At 46.7% G+C, this 22,080-nt stretch carries 19 protein-coding genes, 1 tRNA gene and 1 pseudogene; 14 read left to right on the forward strand and 7 right to left on the reverse strand.

All coding sequences use genetic code 11. The features are described from left to right. Positions 1–26: 26 nt before the first annotated feature. Positions 27–941 (reverse strand): SDR family oxidoreductase, encoded by a 915-nt coding sequence (locus ACKTR5_RS04415; protein ID WP_407879492.1) that lies wholly within the window; start codon positions 939–941, stop codon positions 27–29. A gap of 136 nt (positions 942–1,077) precedes the next feature. Between ACKTR5_RS04415 and ACKTR5_RS04420 the strand changes: the two genes are divergently transcribed. The 3 genes from ACKTR5_RS04420 to ACKTR5_RS04430 all read left to right on the forward strand — a co-directional run bounded on the left by ACKTR5_RS04420 (position 1,078) and on the right by ACKTR5_RS04430 (position 3,299). Beyond that, positions 1,078–1,659: a TetR/AcrR family transcriptional regulator gene (locus tag ACKTR5_RS04420; RefSeq protein WP_407879494.1), complete on the forward strand. Its 582-nt coding sequence runs from the start codon at positions 1,078–1,080 to the stop codon at positions 1,657–1,659. A gap of 206 nt (positions 1,660–1,865) precedes the next feature. Beyond that, positions 1,866–2,621 (forward strand): hypothetical protein, encoded by a 756-nt coding sequence (locus tag ACKTR5_RS04425; RefSeq protein WP_407879496.1) that lies wholly within the window; start codon positions 1,866–1,868, stop codon positions 2,619–2,621. 12 nt (positions 2,622–2,633) lie between these two features. Then, positions 2,634–3,299, forward strand: coding sequence for an ATP-binding cassette domain-containing protein (locus ACKTR5_RS04430; RefSeq protein ID WP_407879497.1), 666 nt, complete (start codon positions 2,634–2,636; stop codon positions 3,297–3,299). Between the two features lie 50 nt (positions 3,300–3,349). Here the strand turns inward: ACKTR5_RS04430 and clpP are convergent, their stop codons facing one another. Then, positions 3,350–3,943 carry an ATP-dependent Clp endopeptidase proteolytic subunit ClpP gene (clpP, locus tag ACKTR5_RS04435; RefSeq protein ID WP_407879499.1) on the reverse strand — a complete coding sequence of 198 codons (594 nt, stop codon included), beginning with the start codon at positions 3,941–3,943 and terminating at the stop codon, positions 3,350–3,352. Positions 3,944–4,125: 182 nt separating this feature from the next. Here clpP and ACKTR5_RS04440 point away from each other — a divergent pair, with 182 nt between their 5' ends. Together ACKTR5_RS04440 and nhaC are read left to right on the forward strand one after the other, a co-directional pair. Further along, positions 4,126–5,043: a prenyltransferase gene (locus ACKTR5_RS04440; RefSeq protein ID WP_407879501.1), complete on the forward strand. Its 918-nt coding sequence runs from the start codon at positions 4,126–4,128 to the stop codon at positions 5,041–5,043. A 401-nt stretch (positions 5,044–5,444) separates the two neighbouring features. After that, a complete protein-coding gene (gene nhaC, locus ACKTR5_RS04445; RefSeq protein ID WP_407879502.1) occupies positions 5,445–6,839 on the forward strand; it encodes a Na+/H+ antiporter NhaC in 1,395 nt (464 codons plus the stop codon). Positions 6,840–6,932: 93 nt separating this feature from the next. On the opposite strand, the gene ACKTR5_RS04450 is transcribed toward nhaC, so the two are convergent. Next, the gene (locus tag ACKTR5_RS04450) at positions 6,933–7,886 is read right to left on the reverse strand and encodes an aldo/keto reductase (RefSeq protein ID WP_407879504.1); all 954 of its coding nucleotides are present in this window, start codon (positions 7,884–7,886) and stop codon (positions 6,933–6,935) included. Between the two features lie 127 nt (positions 7,887–8,013). Here ACKTR5_RS04450 and ACKTR5_RS04455 point away from each other — a divergent pair, with 127 nt between their 5' ends. The 5 genes and pseudogenes from ACKTR5_RS04455 (at position 8,014) to ACKTR5_RS04475 (ending at position 12,306) form a co-directional block, all read left to right on the forward strand. Further along, entirely contained in the window at positions 8,014–8,166 is a 153-nt protein-coding gene (locus tag ACKTR5_RS04455) for a hypothetical protein (protein WP_407879506.1), read from the forward strand. A 205-nt stretch (positions 8,167–8,371) separates the two neighbouring features. Next, the gene (locus tag ACKTR5_RS04460) at positions 8,372–9,028 is read left to right on the forward strand and encodes a nitroreductase family protein (protein ID WP_407879507.1); all 657 of its coding nucleotides are present in this window, start codon (positions 8,372–8,374) and stop codon (positions 9,026–9,028) included. Between the two features lie 134 nt (positions 9,029–9,162). Next, entirely contained in the window at positions 9,163–9,345 is a 183-nt protein-coding gene (locus ACKTR5_RS04465; RefSeq protein WP_407879508.1) for a hypothetical protein, read from the forward strand. A 29-nt stretch (positions 9,346–9,374) separates the two neighbouring features. Beyond that, positions 9,375–10,841 carry a multicopper oxidase family protein gene (locus tag ACKTR5_RS04470; RefSeq protein ID WP_407879509.1) on the forward strand — a complete coding sequence of 489 codons (1,467 nt, stop codon included), beginning with the start codon at positions 9,375–9,377 and terminating at the stop codon, positions 10,839–10,841. Between the two features lie 64 nt (positions 10,842–10,905). After that, positions 10,906–12,306, forward strand: a pseudogene (locus tag ACKTR5_RS04475) (MFS transporter). Positions 12,307–12,382: 76 nt separating this feature from the next. Here ACKTR5_RS04475 and ACKTR5_RS04480 read toward each other — a convergent pair. Beyond that, positions 12,383–12,832, reverse strand: coding sequence for a Fur family transcriptional regulator (locus ACKTR5_RS04480; protein ID WP_407879511.1), 450 nt, complete (start codon positions 12,830–12,832; stop codon positions 12,383–12,385). 175 nt (positions 12,833–13,007) lie between these two features. Between ACKTR5_RS04480 and ACKTR5_RS04485 the strand changes: the two genes are divergently transcribed. Then, complete coding sequence (locus tag ACKTR5_RS04485) at positions 13,008–15,329, forward strand: glycoside hydrolase family 65 protein (protein WP_407879513.1); 2,322 nt, start codon at positions 13,008–13,010, stop codon at positions 15,327–15,329. A gap of 46 nt (positions 15,330–15,375) precedes the next feature. Here the strand turns inward: ACKTR5_RS04485 and ACKTR5_RS04490 are convergent, their stop codons facing one another. Beyond that, entirely contained in the window at positions 15,376–16,422 is a 1,047-nt protein-coding gene (locus ACKTR5_RS04490) for an SDR family oxidoreductase (RefSeq protein ID WP_407879515.1), read from the reverse strand. Positions 16,423–16,536: 114 nt separating this feature from the next. Between ACKTR5_RS04490 and ACKTR5_RS04495 the strand changes: the two genes are divergently transcribed. Further along, positions 16,537–17,109, forward strand: a complete 573-nt coding sequence (locus ACKTR5_RS04495; RefSeq protein ID WP_407879517.1) for a TetR/AcrR family transcriptional regulator — start codon at positions 16,537–16,539, stop codon at positions 17,107–17,109. A 93-nt stretch (positions 17,110–17,202) separates the two neighbouring features. On the opposite strand, the gene pnuC is transcribed toward ACKTR5_RS04495, so the two are convergent. Further along, positions 17,203–17,970, reverse strand: a complete 768-nt coding sequence (gene pnuC / locus ACKTR5_RS04500; protein WP_407879519.1) for a nicotinamide riboside transporter PnuC — start codon at positions 17,968–17,970, stop codon at positions 17,203–17,205. A gap of 358 nt (positions 17,971–18,328) precedes the next feature. Next, the gene (locus tag ACKTR5_RS04505) at positions 18,329–18,550 is read right to left on the reverse strand and encodes a hypothetical protein (protein WP_407879521.1); all 222 of its coding nucleotides are present in this window, start codon (positions 18,548–18,550) and stop codon (positions 18,329–18,331) included. A gap of 178 nt (positions 18,551–18,728) precedes the next feature. Here ACKTR5_RS04505 and ACKTR5_RS04510 point away from each other — a divergent pair. After that, a tRNA-Arg gene (locus tag ACKTR5_RS04510) sits at positions 18,729–18,800 on the forward strand. A gap of 325 nt (positions 18,801–19,125) precedes the next feature. Then, complete coding sequence (locus tag ACKTR5_RS04515; protein WP_407879523.1) at positions 19,126–21,807, forward strand: BspA family leucine-rich repeat surface protein; 2,682 nt, start codon at positions 19,126–19,128, stop codon at positions 21,805–21,807. Positions 21,808–22,080 lie beyond the last annotated feature (273 nt).

Consider the following 22,080-nt stretch of genomic DNA (forward strand, 5'->3'; position numbering starts at 1 on the left):
TAAAGGTCAGTGGATGCTTCTTTTTTTTAGTGGGCTTGTTTGAGTTGCTCAACGTTGGCAGGAATGGCCAAGAAATCAGCAAGGTCTGTTAATAGACCTTCATGCGTTGGGTGCCAGTCCAGCTCTGCCTGGGTTTGGGCGCTACTGGTTGGGTTGTTTGCACTGATACTGCCCACAAACCAGCCAAAGTAGGTGGCGGCGTCTTGTGGCGTTAACTGGCTGATTGGCAAATGAAGACTGGTTGCAATTGTCTCCTCAATGGCCTTTACGCTGATGCCTTCTTCAGCGACAGCGTGGTAGACGTGACCAGCTGTCCCACGTTCTAACGCAGCAACAAACAAGGCAGCAGCGTCGTCTCTGTGAACGGATGGCCAAACGGTGGTCTCATCTACGAAGGCGGCCCGGTGCTGAGCGACAGCGATTTGGGCGAGTAATGAACCAAACCCTTGACGGGCGGCACTATGAACGGTTGGTGACAGGCGGACGACCATGGCGCGGACGCCTTGATCAGCGTAAGCCAATGAGTTAGCTTCCGAAAGGGCCCGATCCGTTGGGTGGGCCGTGAAGTCCGTTTCCAGAGCAGGGCGGCCCAGATCTGTGATCATCAGGGTCCCAGAAGTGTTAACAAACGGTTTATTGGAATCAATGAGTGCGTCCCCAATCGCCTTAATGGCTGCCTGGTCCTGTTTAACAGCTTCGTCATAATGATTGAAGTCGTTGGTAAACCCAAGATGAATGACACCATCGCTAGCCGAAGCTTGTTGCGCAAGCACGTCATGGTCGGTCAATGTCCCGGAGACCGGGGTTGCACCAAGACTGGTGAGAATGGCCGCCGAACGGTCTGAGCGAGCAAGACCAACAACGTCATAATTTTTTTCAACTAAATCTTTAACAACAGTTTGGCCAATAAAGCCGGAACCACCAGTAATAAAAATTTTCATGAGAATGCCTCTTTTGAGTTTAAAATGTAATTAGCGATAATATTATCGCTTATAAAATCTGTTAGCTATCATAACCGATAACTCTATCGGTGTCAACAATTGACATTTTAAACCGGTCTCGGTAACATGAGAACCTATGAAGAAGAAAGATGAACAAAAATATCAAGCAATTTTAAATGCGGCAGCGACACTCATCATTGATGGGAGTGTTGGCGACGTCTCAACAACAAAGATTGCCCGTGCAGCGGGGATTTCTCAGTCCAGTTTGTACGTTTATTTTACGAGCCGGGAACAGTTATTGACGGCGTTATACATTCGCGAATTAACCAATTTATATCAGGGCGACTTGGCGTTAGATGTAAGCGACCTAACGTTTGCAGCAACCCTGCGGCTGTATCTGCAACAGTTGTTCGACTATGCGGTGGCTCATCCCGGAAGCATGACCGTGATCCAAAAGCTAAAGGAAACGATGCGTCAGGAAACGGTGGACGCCCCGAAAGTTCGGGCAATCGTGGCAACGAGCCGGGTTCAACAATTATTGGCAGCCGGAATCGCTAACCACGATCTTCGGCAAGTGGATCTGTCCTTGCACCGTAACATCATTTTTTCAACGGTAAAACTTCATGTGGATAACCTCAATCAGGGTGTTTATTCGCGGGCAAGCATGCCGTTTAGCACTGTGTGTGACATGATCATGGCGGCGGTGTTAGCGAAATAACGAACGAACCAAAATAAGCGATCCGTTACTGGCATGATGTCGGTAACGGATCGCTTATTTTGGTGAGCGTGCCTTGAATTGACAATATGAGTGAATGGTCTTAAAATGAGAAAATGATGATAAAAGATTCGGTTATCGTATAATCACAGTGAGGGAATTATAAAGGCATCTTTTGCAGAGCGTTGTTTCAGAAGTGGGGGTTGGTTATGGTCAATCTAAAAAAGACAATTGCACTGGGGAAATTTGAAACGAACATTGTCTTGGATAATAAACTCGTCATTGTCTATACATTACTCTTCCCAGCCGTTTTCTTTCTTTATCATTTCTTTGCTGGTGGGGCAAGACAGCTAGCGAGTGGGCAGGTCTTACAGATGCTTTCAGGTTATTGGTCCTACATAATTGTTGCTGGTGTCTTAAACGGCATTATTAATGGCATGATAAACATGCGTGAGAATAATTTTCTAAAAATGTTTTCATTTATCGCTGGTGACAAACGGCTCATCTTTTATGCAAATCTAATCCCACAGATTTTTGTGATTCAAGTTGAGTTGCTCATCTTTAATGTGATTGCCCTTTGTTGTTATCGGGCTGACGGCCACGTGATCTTGAGCACGCTGGTGGCGATGTTGATCAACTTTATTTTGATCCCGATTATTGTTTTTTTTACAGCGTTTTTGCTGTTGGTGCCAATGAAGGGGCAGGAATCTGGCATTGTAATTACTGGATATCTTGTCTTTGGAATGGGGCTACTTGCTGTAAAAAGCGCTCAAGTTGGCCTAAACGGAATCTTGTCCTTCCTTGCGCCGACTGTTTACGTGAAAAACGTTTATCAAGTCCTTTTTAGTCAGACTGCGCCAGCGTTAATGCCGGCGCTTATCCTGAGTGGCATCGCGGTTTTCTATCTACTGATTGGTAATCTGATTATTGCAAGAATCAACCTTAATTCTGCGACGTTACGGTAAGGGGGACAAAGCATGGAAATTCAAAATTTCTCGTATCAGTTACCGAGTGGTGTGTCACTCTATGATCATTTAAGCGTTCATTTTTCAAAGGATAACGTGAATGTGATTTTTGGCCCAAATGGGATTGGGAAAACGACGTTGTTAGATTTTATCGCGGGTGTTAATCAACGCCCCGTAGAAAACTTCGTGGACTTCCCGGCTGGTGATGAAATTGCGTACCAACTTCAGGGGGTCCCGTTTATTGGTGAAGCGACGGTCTTCAACACGATGAAACTGATTGCTGAGATCGAGAACCCCCGCGAAAAATTTACGGTAAGTGATCTTCCTGACGAATTAAAGCGATTTGTTGATGTCCAGTTTCGGCAGTTGTCAGGTGGTCAACGGCGGTTAGTCATCATTGAGGCCGTTTCTCGATTAGAGCGAACCCTCTATCTTTTTGATGAACCAGAGAGCGGGTTAGACCCCAAAATGGCGCGCCAGGTGATGATGAAACTAAAGGCCCTCAATCAACGCGGGAAGATGGTGATTGCAACCTCGCATCAATTTCAGAACATTGACGACATGTTCAACCTGATTTTTTTAAACGCAGGCAAGATCCTCTTTACGGGCTCCGCAAAGGAATTTCTGGCGGCGGGGCAGACCAACGACCTGGTTGAGGCCTATCTAAAGCGATTTTGATGAACGAAAAAAAAACACTGCCCGGATTTAACCGGGCAGTGCTTTTCGCATTACTTCATTTCGCTGGAGTTTTGCATAATGTGGTCGATCAAACCGTAATCGAGGGCCTGTTGAGCGGTCATGTAGTTATCCCGTTCAGTGTCCCGGTTAATGGTTTCAATGTCTTGGCCAGTCTTTTCAGCCAGCAATTCATTGATCATCTTCCGTGTCTTCAGAATTTCTTCTGCGACAATTTCGATTTCAGTTTGTTGCCCTTGAGCACCACCAGAAGGTTGGTGAATCAAGATTTCTGAGTGAGGTAAGGCAAAACGTTTGCCCTTCGCACCAGAAGTGGCAAGGATGGAAGCCATGGAAGCAGCCATCCCCATGACGATCGTTTGCACGTCGGACTTCACAAAGTTCATCGTGTCGTAGATTGCCATCCCAGAAGTGATCACACCACCTGGGGAGTTGATGTACATGTAGATATCTTTGTCAGAATCCTGGGCGTCTAAGAACAAAAGTTGGGCGATGATGGCGTTTGCCATGTCGTCTTCAATTGGTCCAGATACCATAATGATCCGGTCTTTTAACAGTCGTGAGTAAATGTCATAGGCGCGTTCACCGCGGCTGGACTGTTCGATAACAGTTGGAATTAAAGCCATGAGAGAGGCCTCCTTGTATTTTGCGTTGTGGATTAGCACTTATAATGGTCCTCTGCTAATCAACGTAATTGTAGTTTAACCCAAAGGTCAAAAAAGGTCAAACAAAATCCCGGCTTTTGTGCGCAATTTTTTCGTGAACATGTGGTAGCCTTAGAGGTACAAGAGTTGAGGGGGAAAACGGAATGAAGAAAAAGTGGCTAACGTGGCCGATATTCGTGGAATTAACGGAAATTTACACCGCACCATTAAACATTGTGTGGTTTATTTTGGGGGCGGCAATTGCGCAATCGCGGTATGGTATTGTCAATTGGGTGAACGTCTTATTGTGTTTAGTGGATGTTTTCATTTTTGACTTAGCTGTCAACGTGTCGGATAACTATTATGATTACGTTCATGCGGCCGATCGAGAAGGGTATGCGGCGCACACCAACCCACTTGGGCGGTTGCAATTGCCGTTACGAGGTGTCTGGTGGTTAGCTGCCAGTTTGTACGCCTTGTCAGCGGTTCCTGGCTTGTTCTTAATTATGCGGACGGGGTGGCCGATTCTCGTCTTTGGACTAATTGGTTATGCCATCGGAATTTTTTACACGGCCGGACCGAAACCGTTAAACGCCATGCCAATTTGTGAGGCAGTTGTGGCGTTATCCATTTCGTATTTGATTCAATTAGTCTGTGTCTACGTTAGTATTTATGGTCATCAACCGTTTACCATCGGGATGGTTGGAACCACGTTTACATTATGCTTACCGTTGACCCTGATCTTCTTCATGGTCCAACTGTCTAACAATACAGCGGATCTGGAAGAAGACATTAAGAACCATCGGCACACACTGGCCTACTTTATTGGGCGAAAACGGGCGGTTGCCCTGATGAAAGTGCTACTGGTTGTTGGGTCATTGTGGCCACTGGTCAACTTCTTTGCCGGAATCGCGCCGTGGCCCACGTTACTGAGTGTCCTGTTGCTGCCAGTAATGTGGCGGGGCATTCAGCCGTTCTTTGCTGTTCAGGATAAACAAAAAACGTACGGGGCAGTGCTGAAGAGCACCGCGTTGTTCTTTGTGGGGTACACCGTATTATTTGCCCTTGGCGTCTGGTTGTAAAAAATGTTTGACATCAATGACAAAAACTGGTATTTTTCTAATTAATATTTAATCAGGTGTTTTCATCCCGAGTAGCGGATGGTCTGGGTGTCAGGAAGTCGGTGGGTGCTGCGAACCGATCAGGGCCATTTTTGCGAACTACTTGAAGACGTTAATGAACGGGCACCACCGGACCGTTATCCCGGTGAGAGTGAGTGTTTTTGGTGCGGGAATTTTCTAAGCCGGACACTAAGCTGGGTGGTACCACGGTGAAAATCGTCCCTGTTATGCATTGGCATAGCAGGGACGATTTTTTTGTTTAGGGGAGGAAAGCAGATGACAGAGACAAGTGGGGGCACGCCCCGATATTGATGCGCAACGTGTGTGGTGTTGACTGAGCATTGATGAAAGAGGTAGCAATTATGGAAAAGAAAACGTTTAAAGTGGGGCGCAATGAAGCACTGGTTGTTTTAATTGGGATGTTAGTCATTATGGGGCTGGGGGTCATTAAGTTTGGATTGTCACCCCAAGTACCAGTTATGTTAGTCATGGGCCTTCTCATGGCGTGGGCGGTGGCCCACCGGTTGCCGTGGTCAAAAATCAATGCCGGAATTAAGGACGGAATCGAAACCGGGATCGTGCCAATTTTTATTTTTATTCTCGTTGGGGCGCTGATCAGCACGTGGATCGCGGCCGGCATCATTCCGACCCTGATGGTTTTTGGGTTTCATTTAATCAGCGTTCAGTGGTTTGTCCCGTCCGTCTTTGTGGTTTGTGCATTGGTTGGTAGTGCCGTAGGGAGTGCGTTTACCGTCATCTCAACCGTGGGGATCGCGTTCTTAGGGATGGGGGTCACGATGCACGTGAATCCCGCGCTGGTCGCTGGGGCAATCATCTCCGGGGCGGTGTTTGGTGATAAATCATCACCGCTGTCTGAATCGACAAACTTAACGGCGGCGGTCGTGGACGCAGATTTGTTTAAGCACATTGTGAACCTCATGTGGACAACTATTCCCGCCTTTGTCGTTTCACTAATTGTCTTCGCCGTTTTGGGAAGTGGTGAAAAGGGAACCAGTTTGGCCAGTATCAATAAAGTGATTGCGGTGTTATCGGCGCACTTTACGATCTCGGCATGGGCCATCGTGCCCATCGCCTGCATGTTCCTCTGCGCTTGGCGGCGGGTGCCAGCCATTCCGACGTTGTTTTTAAACATTGGAATTTCGTTGGTGATGTTGCTCATTGAACATCCGGGAACCCAGTTAACGAAAATTGCCAGCATCATTGAAACCGGCTTTGTTTCTCATACCGGCAATAAGGAAGTGGACGTTCTTTTATCACGAGGCGGTATTGCTAGCATGATGGGGACCGTTTCGTTGATCGTTTTGACGCTATCACTCGGTGGATTGTTGATGGAATTCGGCCTGATCGACGCCATCATGACGCCGTTTGCGAAGCACTTGAAGTCAGACGGCGCTCGGATTACGGCCGTGATTTTATCGGGGATCGGTGTGAACCTCTTTATTGGGGAACAATTCCTGTCCGTTATTTTACCTGGCCGGGCGTTCAAGAAGGCGTTTGATGAGGCTGGTTTAGCGCCTGTCGCATTAGGCCGGGCGTTAGAGGATGGTGGAACGGTTATCAACTACCTGGTGCCTTGGGGCGTCGCAGGCGTCTTTGCGGCGAACACACTGGGTGTGAGCACGCTAGCGTTTTTACCGTTCACGCTGTTTAGCCTCTTATCACCAGTCTTCTCCATTATTAGCGGAGTGACCGGCTGGGGAATCAAACACCAAACGAGTGTCACTGACCAAAATTAGGTTACTCATGGCAGACAAAAAGCGGCGGTTCGCCGGATGATGAGCATCCACGAACCGCCACTTTTAGTGAGTTCTACTATATATAATGTCTGTTTACGGTAAATCGTTGCCAGCTGACAGGTAAATGTCGTACCATTCTTGAGCGGTTAGGTGCACCTGGTTGGCTAACGCGATTTCCTTTAGTCGGGCTGGATTCATGCTCCCAACAATGGTTTGAATTTTTGCTGGGTGACGAAGAATCCATGCGGTTGCAATGGTGGTCTTTGTGACGGCATAGCGGTCTGCGACACGTTGAAGTTCTTGATTCAACTCAGGGAATTTAGGATTATCAATGAAGACCCCTTCAAACATACCGTACTGGTAGGGAGACCAGGCCTGAATGGTCATGTTGTGAAGGCGGGTGTACGCAAGGATCCCGTTATCGTGATCAATGCTCCGGTCATCGGCCATGTTGACGTGCATCTCTGCATCAATCATCCCGGTGTGCATGATTGAAAATTGCAGTTGGTTAATCAATAAGCGCTGGTGCAAACTGTGTTGTAACAGTTCAATTTGATAAGGGTTTTGATTAGAAACCCCAAAATGACGGGCGGTGCCATCCGTTTGAAGGGTGGTTAGTGCACGGGCGACCTGGTCAGGTTCCATCAACGGGTCGGGCCGGTGCAACAATAAACTGTCAAAGTAATCCAGCCCCATGCGGTTCAATTCGTCATGAGCGGCGGTCACAAGATGATCTTCACTGAAGTCGTAACGGGCCCCAAAGACCAAGCCATCATGAGACCGGTCCTTGTTGAGCACGATTCCGACCTTACCCTGAACGTAAATGTCAGACCGGTTGAGTCCAGACGCAGCTAATGCCTGGCCAAAAATGGTGTCCGATTTACCCTCACCGTAAATGTCGGCGCCATCGAAGAAGTTAATGCCAAGGTCAACCGCTGTTTCTAAAACGGTGGTTGCCTCAGCAACGGAAAGCAAGTTCATGCGCATAATGCCTAAACCAATGTTTGATGCGTGTAAATCACTGTTACCAAGGTTGATGTACTCCACAATCAGTCACTTCCTTATCGTTAATTGCCCTAAGTGTAGCACTGTTTGTCGTCGGCGGGTTGTGTTGAAGGCAAAAAGCTGGTATAGTGTTATTTGTTATTGACAACGTATTGAGAGGAGAAGCATCATGGCAGAAAAGAAACCATTGAACTCATTTGCCGGCAAGCGTCCGGTTGCTAAACGGCAACGTCGTCTTCGCCGTGAAAAAGAAATTGCCGCAATCCAACGTTGGGCTGCTGGTAAGACTGATACGATCGAAGCAGCTCCTAAGGCTAAGTAATTTCGGTTGAGTACGCTTTTCTGATTGTCTCTAATTCAGTACATCAAAAAGCATTTAGTCCCGCACAATCATCTTTATGATGATTGTGCGGTTTTTTTGTGTATTTTCATGGGAAACGAATTATGTTTGGAATATCACAAAGGAATCGTTATACTTTAGGTAAGCGCTACCAATAGACTGAAATCTTAGTGAAGAGGTTGAAAACATGTCAGAAACCATTAAGCCAGCGTCATTAGTGAATAACGATCTTGCAGATGTGATGTTTAACCGTCATTCTGTTCGGGTCTTTGATCCAGCCGTTAAAATTGACCGGACCGAATTGCAAACGATGATTGAAGAAGCAACGACGGCACCGTCAGCGTGTGATTTACAATCATGGCACTTTGTGGTGATTGATACACCAGAGGCAAAGGCAAAGCTTCGGGAAGCCACGTTAGCCTTTAATTATCCACAGGTGGATACATCATCCGCCGTTATTTTTGTGGCTGGCGACACCCGCTCACATGAGGTGTACCGGAAGGTGTGGACAAAGGTCTACGAGGATGGCAAGATCGATAAGGCCAAACTTGACCAGATTTTTGGCACGTTTTTACCGATGTATGAAAATGCGACGCCAGACTTTTTACGGGCCGACGCAACGATCGATGGGGCGATGGTTGCCATGCAATTGCTGCTCATTGCTCGGGCCCACGGGTACGAAGCCAAAGCGTGGTCAGGCTACGACTTTAAGAAGATCATTCCTGCTTTGGGGATGGACCCTGAGCGGTTTATTCCGGTGATGGCGATTTCACTTGGGAAGGCTGCTGAGGAACCGATTAAAACAGACCGGTATGACGCAACAAGCCAGACGGAATTTCTATAAACTTCATTAACGTTGGAAAGTGCGGTCACTGCAATCATTGTAGCGACCGTTTTTTGATGACTGAATTTACGGGAGAGGCTTCTAAGTGACATTCTAACTTAGAATGAATACAATAAAGAAAAGGAGGCGAGAAGATGGGGAGCACATCACGAATTGTGACGGTTATCTTTGTACTTGTGTATGCCGGCTTACTTTACCTGGTCTTTGCGGACCAAAACATGTTGGCAATGGAAGTGATGGCACTTGGCATGTTTGCACAGGCTGCCATTGATTGCTGGCACGCGTTTACACACCACACTAAAACAAATGAGGACTAACTAAGACAAGCAAACGGGGAGATTCTAAGATGAATAACAAACCAATCGCTAATGATTATTTTTATGATGAACCAGTCTATGACCTTCATGATGGTGGTTACGTGCCACTAATGGCCCCAACGACACCAGAGCGACCACTGAATGTGCCGGCCGTCTTGCAACCGGACAAAGTCGATGGGAACGACGTGTGGTATACGATTACCGCCCAGGTTGGCCAAACGGCAATTTTACCAGGGCCAACGACCACCACTTGGGGCTACAATGCCTCATTGCTTGGGCAAACCGTCGTATTAAGGGATGGCGTGCACTACCATGTACATATCGTTAACCATCTGCCTGAAGTCACGACCCTTCACTGGCATGGATTAAACATTCCTGGGCCAATCACAGATGGTGGACCCCACGCACCAATTTATCCTGGGGAAGCACGCGACATTGACTTTACCCTGAACCAACCTGCACAAACGGACTGGATTCATCCACACCCATGTCCGAACACAGCACGTCAGGTCTGGAATGGCCTGGCAGCCGCGGTTGTTGTCACGGATGATGTGGAAGCAGCCTTACCATTGCCACGCAACTATGGCGTTGATGACATCCCGGTTATTTTGCAGGACCGGACGTATCATGAAAATCAGCTGGACTATGAGGCTGATTACGATGAAGATGGGACCCTCGGCGAAACGCCGCTAGTTAATGGGACGGTCAATGGGGTGTTTAACGTGACCACCCAACGACTCCGGCTCCGAATTTTGAATGGCGCGAACCGGCGTGAATACCGGCTTCATTTCAGTGACAACCATGCGTTTACCCAGATCGGTTCAGATGGTGGGTTACTGCCAGAACCTGTGCCAATGACGAAACTAATGTTAACCGCTGCGGAACGGGCCGAAGTCATTGTGGACTTTGGTGATTACAAACCGGGCCAACGGGTTCAATTGATGAGTGATGACGTTGTTTTGATGACGTTTGAAGTTGGTCATTATGTGGCAGATGACACAACGTTACCTGACCACCTGGTGGCGATCGAAGACTGGCAACCAACCCCTGGCCGCGGTGTCGAAGCAACGGTCATGTCCGGGATGGATGATGAGGTTCGCTTGGACGGGCAACTGTTTGACATGCAACGCATTGATCGGCGGCAACAGATCGGTGACGTTGTGGATTGGGATGTGACCAATACAAATGAAATGGACACGGGGATGATTCATCCATTCCACATGCATGGCTGTCACTTCCTCATTTTGTCACGGAACGGGCACGCACCGTATCCAAACGAACACGGGTATAAGGATGTTGTCGGGGTCAATGCCGGCGAGACGGTGCGCATCCGCGTTAAGTTTGATGTTCTTGGCGTCTTCATGTACCACTGTCACATTTTGGAACACGAGGACACGGGGATGATGGCGCAAATTGAGGTGTTTGATCCAGAACACCCACAAACGTATCATTTGCTAAGCATGGCGGACGTTGAAAACCGCACAAACCAGGATTAACGGCAGCAGAGAGCGAAGAGAGAAAGTGACGAGATTGAGTCAAACAAGTGTGAGTGAAGCAACAATGGGGGTCGATCGGGCGGGGGTTCCGTACCGCCGATTATGGTTCATTGCGACGTTATTAACGGGGACGTTTAGTATGTCAATCAGTCAGTCAGCACTGTCAACGGCTTACCCAACGCTGATGCGAACGTTTAACATTGGAACACCCGCGGTTCAGTGGTTAACGACGGGGTTTATGTTGATCATGTGCGTGATGATTCCGGTGAGCCCGTGGTTACTAAATAACGTGCCATTTGGTACGTTATTTCGGTCAGTGATTGCCGCCTTTGCCGTCGGGACGCTAATTTGTCTCGTGGCACCAACGTACCCCATTCTTTTGATTGGCCGGTTGATCGAAGCCGTTGGGGTCGGGATCATCTTTCCGTCGTTTCAAACGGTGCTGTTGACGATTACGTCAAAGGAGCACCGTGGGCAAACAATGGGCACGGCTGGGTTGATCATGGGAGCGGCGTTAGCCGTTGGTCCAATTATTTCCGGGATTGTTCTCCAATGGGCGAGCTGGCGGGGGCTCTTTGGCCTCTTTCTGGTATTGGTCACAGGTGTGTTTATTGCCTCATGGTGGACCATTCGTGACGTGATGCCGCTGACGCCAACAACGATTGATGGGTGGTCAGTTTTGGCGTCAACCGGCTTCATCGGCTTGCTTTACGTGTTGAACCGCTGGGGGGGATTGGTCAATTTTCAATGGGTCTCCTTGGACTGTTGGTTGTGAGCCTGGTTGCGTCGTGCTGGTTCTGCTGGCGGCAGTTGCGCCGGGAGCAACCATTGCTGGTTCTCCGTGTTTTCCAGAGCCGGGTGTACACGACGGGGGTTCTGCTGACGGGGATTTCCTACGTGGCCTTAATTGTGACGACGATTGTGTTGCCACTGTATTATCAAAACGTGCTGGGTCTGTCGGCGTTAGCCTCTGGATTGTCACTGGTTCCGGCAGCTGTTGGCCTCAGTCTGTTGAATCCGTTAAGTGGTCGGCTGATGGATCGCATCGGTGCACGGAACGTTGTGTTAGTGGGGATGGGCTTAATTGTGCTTGGCTTTGGGTACTTAACCAGTGCCACAGCGCATTTAACGGTCACCACGTTGATCCTGGCCTCGATCGTTACGGAAGGTGGCAACGCCTTTGTGATGATGCCTGCGGTCACGCTGGGTGCCAATGCACTGCCTGATAAACTCATTGCCCACGGGACGGCTGTTACAACGACCGTTCGGCAGTTATTGGGGTCACGGTGTTGCTGGGGCAACGATCGTGTTGAGCCGGGTAGCGGCGAGTTACAAAGTCAGCCTGGGCGTGCATAATGCGACCATTTTGGGCTACCGGTGGACGTTCGGGGTCTTCATGACACTAGGAATTTTTGGGGCGTTGCTGGCGTTAACGTTACCACGGACACGCAGTCAAAATGATTAATTAAGATAACCAAAAAGGGACCCGCCACATGACACAGTGGCGAGTCCCTTTTGTTGGAATCGTTAAACCGAACAAGTTATTTATTTGGCGTTAAGCCAAGCTTTTTTTGACAGTCGGGGCAGTACCCGAAAAGTTCAATGTGATCTTCGGTAATCATGTAGCCGGATTGTTCAACGGCGGCCGTTTCCAGGTTACTAAAATCATCATAAAAGATGTCCGTGATTTTACCACAGTTTTGACAAACGGCATGAAAGTGGGGGCGTCCATAATAATCGTAGTGGGTTCCGGCGTCACCATTATCGAGTTCAATGACAATGCCCGTCTCGACCAGGGTGTTCAACGTGTTGTAAATGGTTGCTAAACTCAGCCCTTGGTGATCTGGCTTTAGTTCATCAAACATGGTGCCAACGTCAGGATGATTATGGTGGGTCATCAAGTAGTGCAACACAATTTGTCGTTGTGGTGTGACCCGCAGCTGGTTTTCTTTTAAAACGCGGATGGCGTCTTCATCAATGACCTGAGCCATAACAGTTCCTCCTTAGAGTTATTCTAACTTCATCTTAGCTCATTTAAGCCGGCGACGCGACTATTTTGTCCATAATTGTCGATCAAGAACCGGCAACAGAACCTTAGCGTGGTGCTTTAAGCGGCAATGAACTATGATTAAGGCGTTAAATTGATGAAAGTGAGGACGGCGCGCGATGGCAATCAGCGAGCAAAAACAATCATTTCAATTACATTTACAGGAGTTGACGGATCAAACACCAGCTTTTTTAGAGACGATCTATGCGGTGGCAAACGGCCATTTGGGGGTGCGGGCCAGTAACCCATTGCAAGGTAACGGCCGCCAAACGTCAGGGACCCCAGGCCTCTTTGTGAACGGTTTTTATGATCTTAGTCAAATTACATATGGGGAAACCTATGCCGGTTATCCAGAAAATAATCAAACCATCGCGCAGCTGCCGGACCCACGGTACTTGGTCATCGAGGTGGATGGCCAACGTTCAGACCAAGTCGCGTTTACGACGCGGGTGATCGATAAGAACCTCGACCTGGAAACGGGGTTACTGAACGAACTGTTTGAAATCACGGCCCTGAGTGGCAAACTGCTTCAGCTGTCGATGTCAACGTTTGCGTCACAGGCGGATTCAGCCATTTTTTGTGAGAGCTATTCGGTGCGTCCATTGAACTTTAGTGGTCCGGTAAAGCTGTATAAAGAACACCCGTACATTGATCAAGTGTTTGATAAGAGCACCGACATCCGGGCAGTGACCAGAAAAAACGTCCTTGACCGTCAGTTTATTGACGCTGATTTTCCCGCCATGCAGATCACCACACAAAAAAGTCAGCTGGGGTTGATCTTAATGTGGCGATATCTAGGGGAGGATTCACTGGTTCAGTTTGATCAAACGGACGGGATGCCGAAGTATGTGATGGATCTTGATCTCCAACAGGGGCTGGCCGAATCGTTTGACTTTGGCTATTCCATTGGCCAGATTCATAGTTTGATGGATGTGGCTATGAACCATGATACCTACCTGAAACACGCTAATCACCATTTAGAACACCATTCGTTTTCATCGCTATTTACAGAATCGGCTCAGCAAATGCGGGCGTTTTGGCAGGACACAGATATTCAGCTAGAGGGTGATCCAGAGACGCAGCGTGGCTTGCGGTTCAATCTGTTTCACCTCCACCAGTCTGCCGGGCACGATGGAAACACCAGTATTCCGGCGAAGGGGCTCACAGGTGCCGGGTATGAGGGCCATTACTTCTGGGACACCGAAATGTTTATGTTGCCCGCGTTTATTTACACGGAACCAGCACTGGCAAAATCGGTGCTCATGTATCGCTACAATACCTTGGATGCCGCCCGACGTCAGGCCAGGGAGTTTGGGCTTGACGGTGGGGCGATGTTTGCTTGGCGAACGATCAACGGAACGGAGGCCTCGCCATACTTTCCGGCGGGGCTCGCCCAGATGCACATTAACGCGGACATTGCCTATGCGGTTGCTAAATACATCGAGGTGACCGGTGACCAGGACTTTTTGCTGACTGCTGGGTTCGAGCTGATCCTTGAAACGGCGCGGTTCTGGCAACGAGTGGGGAGCTTTGGTGTGGATGGGCCTCAGGGTGGTCGCTTTGTTATCAATAAGGTCACTGGGCCCGATGAGTACACCGCGTTGGTTAATAATAATTATTATACAAACCGGATGGCAAAACATAACCTCGCGTTGGCTGTTCAGTATGCACAAGAACTCAAGCAAACGCACCCGGGGCGTTTAGAAGAACTGGGGGTAACGGACAAAGAAATTGCGAGTTTTGATCATGCGGCCAATAACATGTACCTGCCGTTTGATGATGAACTCGGGGTCAAGATGCAGGACGACGGGGCGTTTAACATGCCAATCTGGCCATTTGATCAGACGCCGCGCGATAATTATCCGCTCCTGTTGCACTACCACCCACTGCGGTTGTACAAGCATCAGGTGAACAAGCAGCCAGATACGTTGCTTAGTGACTTCTTGTTCCCAGAAGATCAGGACATGGCGCAGTTAAAACGGGACTTTGATTACTATGAGCCACTGACGACCCACGATTCGTCGTTATCGCGGCCGATCTTCAGCATTTTGGCTAACCGCATCGAAGCGCACCATAAGGCATACCGCTACATTGCGGAATCCTTACTCACAGATTTAAATAACGGGCAGGGCAACTCGCAGGATGGGGTTCACCTTGGCAGTATGGGTGCTAGTTGGATGGAAATGGTATATGGCGTCGCTGGAATGGCCCAGACCAAGCAGGGGTTGGTGTTTGCACCACACTTGCCGGTTCAGTGGACAGCGCTGACGTTTAAAATCAAGTACCAAGGGACCCAGATCGGCATTCACATCACCCGGAATCAGGCCCGGTTTGAGCTGTTGAGCGGGAGTAAACTGACCCTTTGCTGTGCGGACCAACCGGTCGTTTTGGAAGCCGGTTCAAAGGCCAAACGGACCGTGACGGTATCATTAACTGAATAGAAAAAAAGCCGGGTCCAGATGAATTAGTCATCTGGGCCCGTTGCTGTTATTTGGGGTGAACGATCCCAAGATCGATCATGGACTGAGCGGTGGCGATAATGGCGGTTTTGGCAGAACGAGGGTGCCAGTCGAGCATCGTCACAGCTTTAGCGTTACTTGTTTCTGCGTAGACACCGACCAATCCCGCCACCATGCGCAACATTGGGTTGGTTAAGGCGGCGGCCTTTAGCACCGCGTTGGGGATGATCTTGGTGGGGATGTTGGCCGCGTAGTCTGGAAAGGCCGTTCGAAGAATGTCAGCCACCTCAAGCATGGATAATGTCTCGCCAGTGGTAGCAAGGAACCGTTCGCCGCTCGCGCTGGCCTTGGTCATTGCCAGAATGTGTAAACTGGCGACATCACGGACGTCCACGTAACCAGAATCAACATGTGGAACAGCCTTCGTTTTCCCTGTTAACAGATCCTGAATTTGAATGTTGGAGTGGGAGTAATCACCAGCTAAAACGGGACCCATAACGGCGACCGGATTGACCGTCGCAAGTTCCAGGCCGTTACCTTCTTCACGAATAAAGCGCCAAGCGGCCTGCTCGGACAGCGTCTTTGATTTTTGGTACGGGTGCACCTTGCCGGATGAGAGATCAGACCAGTCGTCTTCGGTGTATGGTGTTTTGCGGTTCTTATGCCCGGCAAAAACGGCACCGTAAGCGGAGGTCAAAACAACCCGTTTAACGTGGGCATCACGGGCCGCAGTGAGGACGCGGAGCACGCCGTCAATGGCAGGCCGAATCATTTCATCCTCATTTTTAAAGTTCAGCGTGGGGGTTGGGGAGGCTGGGTGAATGACGTAGTCGGCGCCAGTCATAATGGTGGCCCAATTGTCATCGTGTGTCAGGTCAGCGGCCATGACACTGAGGTCGCTGAAATCGGTCCACCCACCAGTGGTGAGCATATCGTGAATGAGGGCTGTCTTCTTTAAGTCACGAACGGTGGTTCGAACGGCGTAACCTTGTTGAAGTAATTGAAGAATTGTGTGGATGGCAATAAAGCCGCTGCCGCCGGTTACGACGACCAGTTGTTTTTGTTGTGAAGTCATTGAGAAATCCTTTCGCTTCCGTTACACTTGTAACGTTAATGACAGTAGCATACAGTCACGGGTTCAGCTGTTCAAGTGAAAACGGCGCATCTATGACAGAATGGAGAAAGTGTAATGGCAGCGACACAACATGCACAATCAATCAAACAGGATTCACAAACGTACCTCGCAACCGCGTTGTTGCAATTGTTGGTGACAACAGATTTAACGGATATTACCGTGACCCAAGTGGTGAAGCGGGCGGGGGTCAGTCGGATGGCGTTTTATCGGAACTTTGCGACATTAGATGACATTCTGGTGGCACACTTTAGGCCGTTGATCGATGCTCAGTTTGACGCCGTGATGTACAAACAACCAGCAGAAAAGATGGCGGCACTCAGTGATTTTTTGGTGACGAATATTGATGTTCTTCAACTGGCTGTTGACCGGGGGTTTGAACACGTCATTCAGGAAATTTTTAATGACAACATGTTGCGGTTTTATAAACAGATTGATGTGTGGTCACAATTAACGCCCGCCCAGCAAACGTACTGGCCCCAGTTTATGAGCGCTGGTGTGTACAGAATGTGGCGTGAATGGTTGTTAGGTGGGCAACAAGAGTCACTGACAACGATCCATGACCTCATTGGTGGGTTTCAACGGGCAACACTCGCAGGGTTGCTGGAACAACGAACGGGCGATCAGTAGCGATGATCGCAAAGAAAAATGAGCCTCCAAAGGGAGACTCATTTTTAAATGAATGTTTGAGTGCGTTACTCTGGTCAGGATAAGCCGCTGACGTTAGTTATTGTTGGCAGCGTCAAGGTTGGCAAAGTACGCCGTTTCTTTTGCTGCTTGGGAAGCCTGGTTTTGCTTGTTGTACCAAGGTGAAATCGTGAATGCCAAGAAGTCGTTCAACAAGTAAACGGAACTGTTGACGAACATGGCAAGCGTTGCATCACCTTGACGGAATGAGACGGCCCAGAGGACCATCTGGGCAAGACCAGAAGCAACCCACCAGATGTATTGTTGTTTGAAACGAAGGAAACAGATCACGCCGGCACAGGCAGAGATACTAAATGAAATGGCATCGATCCATGGCCGCGGGTCGTTTGTCAGGGCCCCAATCAGGAAGCCAGACAAACCGTATGTGATGATCGTGGCAATAATGGCAACGGAAGTACTCCGCCACGTAAAGGAGCGAATCTTGCTGACCATGTTTTTGTTCCAGCTTGGGCTCAGCAGGACGGGAAGGTCCAACGTGGCCATGTAAACCAGCTGTTCAGCGATGGACAGGTAGTTCTTAGCGGCAAAACCGACATACACAAAACAGAGCGCGGACAGAACCCCAAGAAAACCATTAACACTTTTGGCCTGGTTAATGGCGAGGATGCAGAGCACCCCAAGGGTCGTCCCAATAAAGGTGATCAGGTTGACCAAGCTGAACGGGTTGGAGACAAGTGTCATGACCTGGGCCCCGAGTGAAAACCCGAAGAGCCAGTATGAGGCCGTGTGCCACCCCGTAAGTTGGTGAGCCAGAAACTTAAAATAATTAGTGATGTGATGCATGAAATAAACGCTCCATTCTATGATTTATATTTGTGGCCCGGTAGAGTTTAAAGATTCAGGCCTGTAACGCACTGATAGCTATACTAGCATCATCAACCGCGAAAACAAAATGTCCTCAAAACGCTTTCTGTATATAGCAGTTAACGTGGTTAAGCACCGGCTGACGACTGGTCTACCGGTCTTAGACGGAAATTTACCTCGGACACAAGATGATGTGAAAAAAGTTTTGGAAAATCTATATATTGTGTGTTCGAAATTTGAAACAAAATGAAAACGAGTACTTTTTAACGGGCGTTTTGGGATAGAAAAAAGGCCGTCAATCCTTTATCAGCAAGGATTGATGGCCATGATGGGTTGATTAAATTAGTTGAAAGCTAAGTTCTGGTTCATTGAGCCGCATAATTTGGCCCAGGTGACTAAACCGAACTTGAAGTTTTTTGACACCATTTAGATTGGTGTCGATAATTTCGATGCGGTACGGTGAGTTGGGGGTTGGGTGAACAAGATTAAACGTTAAGTATTTACCTTTGGGGAAGTGAATGCTGTGGTGACCGATTTCGTTATGAAAAATTGTAATCATCGTTGATCTCCTCCATAAATTTTATTTATGTAAATTATCATAGCAGGTTAATTATTAACATGACAATTAACTGCCTCTCAGCGTTTTTGGGGAAAATGACAAAAATGTTGGTTTTCGGGTTGTGTTTCTGGCTAATATTCGCTAATATAGTAAGGTACCAGTTAGGTATAAACGAGTTGCGCCTGTAGTGTAATGGATCGCACGTAAGATTCCGGTTCTTGAGATGGGGGTTCGATTCCCTCCAGGCGCATAAGTGATTTTTACAGAAGTTAATAAAAGAGCCTTAACGTTGATTTACTCATCATCGTTAAGGCTCTTTTGCTGTCTAAATATTCGTGGATGTTCAGGAAAATGCTAGTTAATATTTGAGATTAGTGGAAATATTGGACTATTTATATTGGCGTGTTGACTTAGGATGCATATATAGTCTTTAGAGCTTCACTAATCTAAAATGGCAAATTAAATGATTATATAGTTCATTTGATTAAATATATTTTAATAAAAATAAAAAAGTGTTATAGTTGCGTAGGATATAATTGTACAAAACGCAATGAATTACGGGATGGTGTCTAAGTATGGAACCCTATTTAAAAACGCGATATAAACTATATAAATCCGGAAAATTTTGGGTTGTTAGTGGAATAACCATGGTTGCTTTTACCGTTGCCTCCGTTTACTCTAATCAAAATGTTCATGCTGATACATTACCAGTATTAGACGCTAATGAAATAACAGCGCCAATTTCCCAACCAAATAAGTTAGTCTTGGGTAGCGATGCGCATAAAACATCTTTGGTTGAATCCGATGAAGGAACAAATAATCAAGTATCCAAGCAAGCAGATTCTGAAGATAAAACTAGCACGGATATTTCAAACAGTGTTTTAACAGATAGCTCTGCCGCTGTTCAGGAAAGTGGAAATGATACTACAAGCGCAACAGGCATCACAAGCGCAGCAAGTGCTACAAGCGTATCGAGTGGCACAAATACGGCGAGCACAGCAGGTGCTACAAGTGCAGCGGTCAGTGCAAGTGCAACAAGTAGCAGTACGGTAAGTACTCCAAGCACTTCAAGTACGGAAAAACTATCCCCATATACGGTACAAGCGTTGTCTAAAGCGGCCATAATAAAGTCGGGGATAAATGGATCCGTAAAATGGGATTTTGATGATCAAGGGACATTAACTTTGCACGCAGGAACTTTAGCTAATACGTATGGGTATGGTATTGCTACATGGGATGCTTCGTTTCTGAGTTCCGAGACAATTAAAAAAGTCGTTATTGAATCAGGAGTTATTGCAAATAACGACGCAAGTTATTTATTTAGCTCATATGATGGAAATACTGATGCTCCTTGGTTTGAAAGCATCGATGGATTACAAAATGTAGATGTATCAAGGGTAACCAATATGTCTGGAATGTTTGCGTTTGATAAACAGGTCAATCAGATTGACACTCGCGGGTGGAATACCTCAAAAGTAGTTGATATGAAGCATATGTTTTATGGAACGGCTAGTTTAAAGACCTTGAACATTTCGAGTTGGGTAATTCAACCCAAGACAAACATGTATGCTATGTTTGGCTATACACCAAATTTGAGTCAAATTTCCATTGGTTCCGGCTTTAGAGTGAATACTGATTTATCATTCGACGATTATTTTTATGAATGGCCAGCAGGGTGGAATGATCCATCTAGTAATGAATTTCTAACATGGAAAATGGTTGGTACAGGAACGCTTGCTAATCCAGCAGGTCCAACCTATAGCTTAGATAATTTTTTAAACTTATATCAGTCAGGATTAGGCCCCACGGCGACCTTTGTTCGTTCGTTTAGTCCTCAGAAATTGACTGGTAAAGATTTTGTTATGAATCTAGGTGATGCCACTCCTAAAACTAGTGATTTTGGTTTGGGAACGAAAGCAGGGCCGATTGAGATTGATTTTAGTGGCGTTGACTTCTCTAAACCAGGAATTTATTCTGTAAAGCTTAGAAGTGGCGATCAAGTAGTATCGGTGAATTTGACAATCGAAGCGCCGGTAAACTTTGATGATTTAAAAAAAGCGGAGCAGAACTTAGTTAAGGCAACACAAGACGTTCTTAAAAATCAGTCCTCTATTTTGAATCAAAATCTTAATGACATGATAATCGATGAAATTAGTAATGAGAATCATGTGCTGCATACTAATGATTTTTATAATTCGTTGTCTAACATTTCAGAGATATATGCTAATGAAGAATTGGAAAATAAAATTGCTGAAATTAAGGCTGAAGCAGTTAAAGATAAAATCGACGAGCTCCATAATTTTCTTGGAGAACAAAATAATAAGTCACAAAAGATGTCAAATATTAATCGCCTAACAAAACTCTTAAATGAATTAGCAGATCTGATCAATCAATCACAAACGACAGCTATTGAGTTTCCCAACGATATTATCGGACAATATGTTAAAAATGTTGGACAAATTAGTCAATCCAGTGAAAACAAAATTCAAGATTATATAAAGGCTACGCTAGAAACTGGGAAAGTACTTGATCAATATGCTCAGACACCAGCTCCTACTGCGGTAAATGAAGCTCTATTACAAATTATTCGTGCAGGCTTTGATGGCGGTAGTGAAAACATATTAATGGCGTTACAACAATCTTTTGCTAAACAATACCCAGATTTATCCTTGGAAGAAATTTCTGGAATGGCAAACAGCTTTTATAGTCAATTGATAGAATGGTATAGCAATGGTGATATAAATAGCGCAATTGAAAAGCCGAGCATATCGGGAGACTTTACGTTAGTTCCTGTTGCCATTCCTGGTCGAGAAATGGAGCAGATTTTTCCAGATTGGCACACTGCTAATATTAATAAATATTGGAATATGTTTGTAAACAATATTTTTAATAATACAAGTGCAGGTGAAGAAACGAATCACACGATTTTAGGTGAGCTCGAATATCCACTACTAAGTGATTTGTTACCATTGATTTTGTGGATTCCAGTACCGACACCACCAACGACACCACCAACGGCGCCACCAACGACGCCACCAACGACACCACCAACGACGCCACCAACGACACCTCTATCGACTCCACCAACGGTGTCTGATAAACGGGTAGAAGAAAAATCAGAGCATTATGATACTGCACAGGAGGCATTACCATATACTGGGCAATCTAGAAATAGATTTTTAATGACATTTATTTGGCTTTCTGTTCTTACAAATTTGCTTGTACTGAGTTTGTTTACAAGATTTAAAAGACAGTGATTAAACCACTTAGAAATAACGTCGTAGTGTTCATAATAGATACTTCCGCATTAGTCTATCTGTGAATAGTAAGAGGAAATTTTTGGTTTGTAAATTGCTATAAACTAATTTTAAAACCGCAACGTTGATTTAATTATCAACGTGAACTTATACCCCTAAAGTTAAAGTAAAAACTCCAACTTTAGGGGTATTTTTGATGACTAAGATTTCAAAAGAAACAAAATTCAGATAAAAGTAGTGGATATGGATCATGGGGTTCTTCAACATCAAATC

Origin of the sequence: Furfurilactobacillus entadae (assembly GCF_045862745.1) — a bacterium.
Lineage (GTDB): Bacteria > Bacillota > Bacilli > Lactobacillales > Lactobacillaceae > Furfurilactobacillus > Furfurilactobacillus entadae.

Excerpts from the sequence above, each read along its gene's own strand:
- ACKTR5_RS04430 (WP_407879497.1), top strand. The coding sequence starts at position 2,634 with ATGGAAATTCAAAATTTCTCGTATCAGTTACCGAGTGGTGTGTCACTC.
- ACKTR5_RS04515 (WP_407879523.1), top strand. The coding sequence starts at position 19,126 with ATGGAACCCTATTTAAAAACGCGATATAAACTATATAAATCCGGAAAA.
- ACKTR5_RS04460 (WP_407879507.1), top strand. The coding sequence starts at position 8,372 with ATGTCAGAAACCATTAAGCCAGCGTCATTAGTGAATAACGATCTTGCA.
- ACKTR5_RS04415 (WP_407879492.1), bottom strand. The coding sequence starts at position 941 with ATGAAAATTTTTATTACTGGTGGTTCCGGCTTTATTGGCCAAACTGTT.
- ACKTR5_RS04470 (WP_407879509.1), top strand. The coding sequence starts at position 9,375 with ATGAATAACAAACCAATCGCTAATGATTATTTTTATGATGAACCAGTC.
- ACKTR5_RS04455 (WP_407879506.1), top strand. The coding sequence starts at position 8,014 with ATGGCAGAAAAGAAACCATTGAACTCATTTGCCGGCAAGCGTCCGGTT.
- ACKTR5_RS04480 (WP_407879511.1), bottom strand. The coding sequence starts at position 12,832 with ATGGCTCAGGTCATTGATGAAGACGCCATCCGCGTTTTAAAAGAAAAC.
- clpP (WP_407879499.1), bottom strand. The coding sequence starts at position 3,943 with ATGGCTTTAATTCCAACTGTTATCGAACAGTCCAGCCGCGGTGAACGC.
- ACKTR5_RS04505 (WP_407879521.1), bottom strand. The coding sequence starts at position 18,550 with ATGATTACAATTTTTCATAACGAAATCGGTCACCACAGCATTCACTTC.
- ACKTR5_RS04485 (WP_407879513.1), top strand. The coding sequence starts at position 13,008 with ATGGCAATCAGCGAGCAAAAACAATCATTTCAATTACATTTACAGGAG.
- nhaC (WP_407879502.1), top strand. The coding sequence starts at position 5,445 with ATGGAAAAGAAAACGTTTAAAGTGGGGCGCAATGAAGCACTGGTTGTT.
- ACKTR5_RS04465 (WP_407879508.1), top strand. The coding sequence starts at position 9,163 with ATGGGGAGCACATCACGAATTGTGACGGTTATCTTTGTACTTGTGTAT.
- ACKTR5_RS04495 (WP_407879517.1), top strand. The coding sequence starts at position 16,537 with ATGGCAGCGACACAACATGCACAATCAATCAAACAGGATTCACAAACG.
- ACKTR5_RS04490 (WP_407879515.1), bottom strand. The coding sequence starts at position 16,422 with ATGACTTCACAACAAAAACAACTGGTCGTCGTAACCGGCGGCAGCGGC.
- ACKTR5_RS04440 (WP_407879501.1), top strand. The coding sequence starts at position 4,126 with ATGAAGAAAAAGTGGCTAACGTGGCCGATATTCGTGGAATTAACGGAA.
- pnuC (WP_407879519.1), bottom strand. The coding sequence starts at position 17,970 with ATGCATCACATCACTAATTATTTTAAGTTTCTGGCTCACCAACTTACG.
- ACKTR5_RS04420 (WP_407879494.1), top strand. The coding sequence starts at position 1,078 with ATGAAGAAGAAAGATGAACAAAAATATCAAGCAATTTTAAATGCGGCA.
- ACKTR5_RS04425 (WP_407879496.1), top strand. The coding sequence starts at position 1,866 with ATGGTCAATCTAAAAAAGACAATTGCACTGGGGAAATTTGAAACGAAC.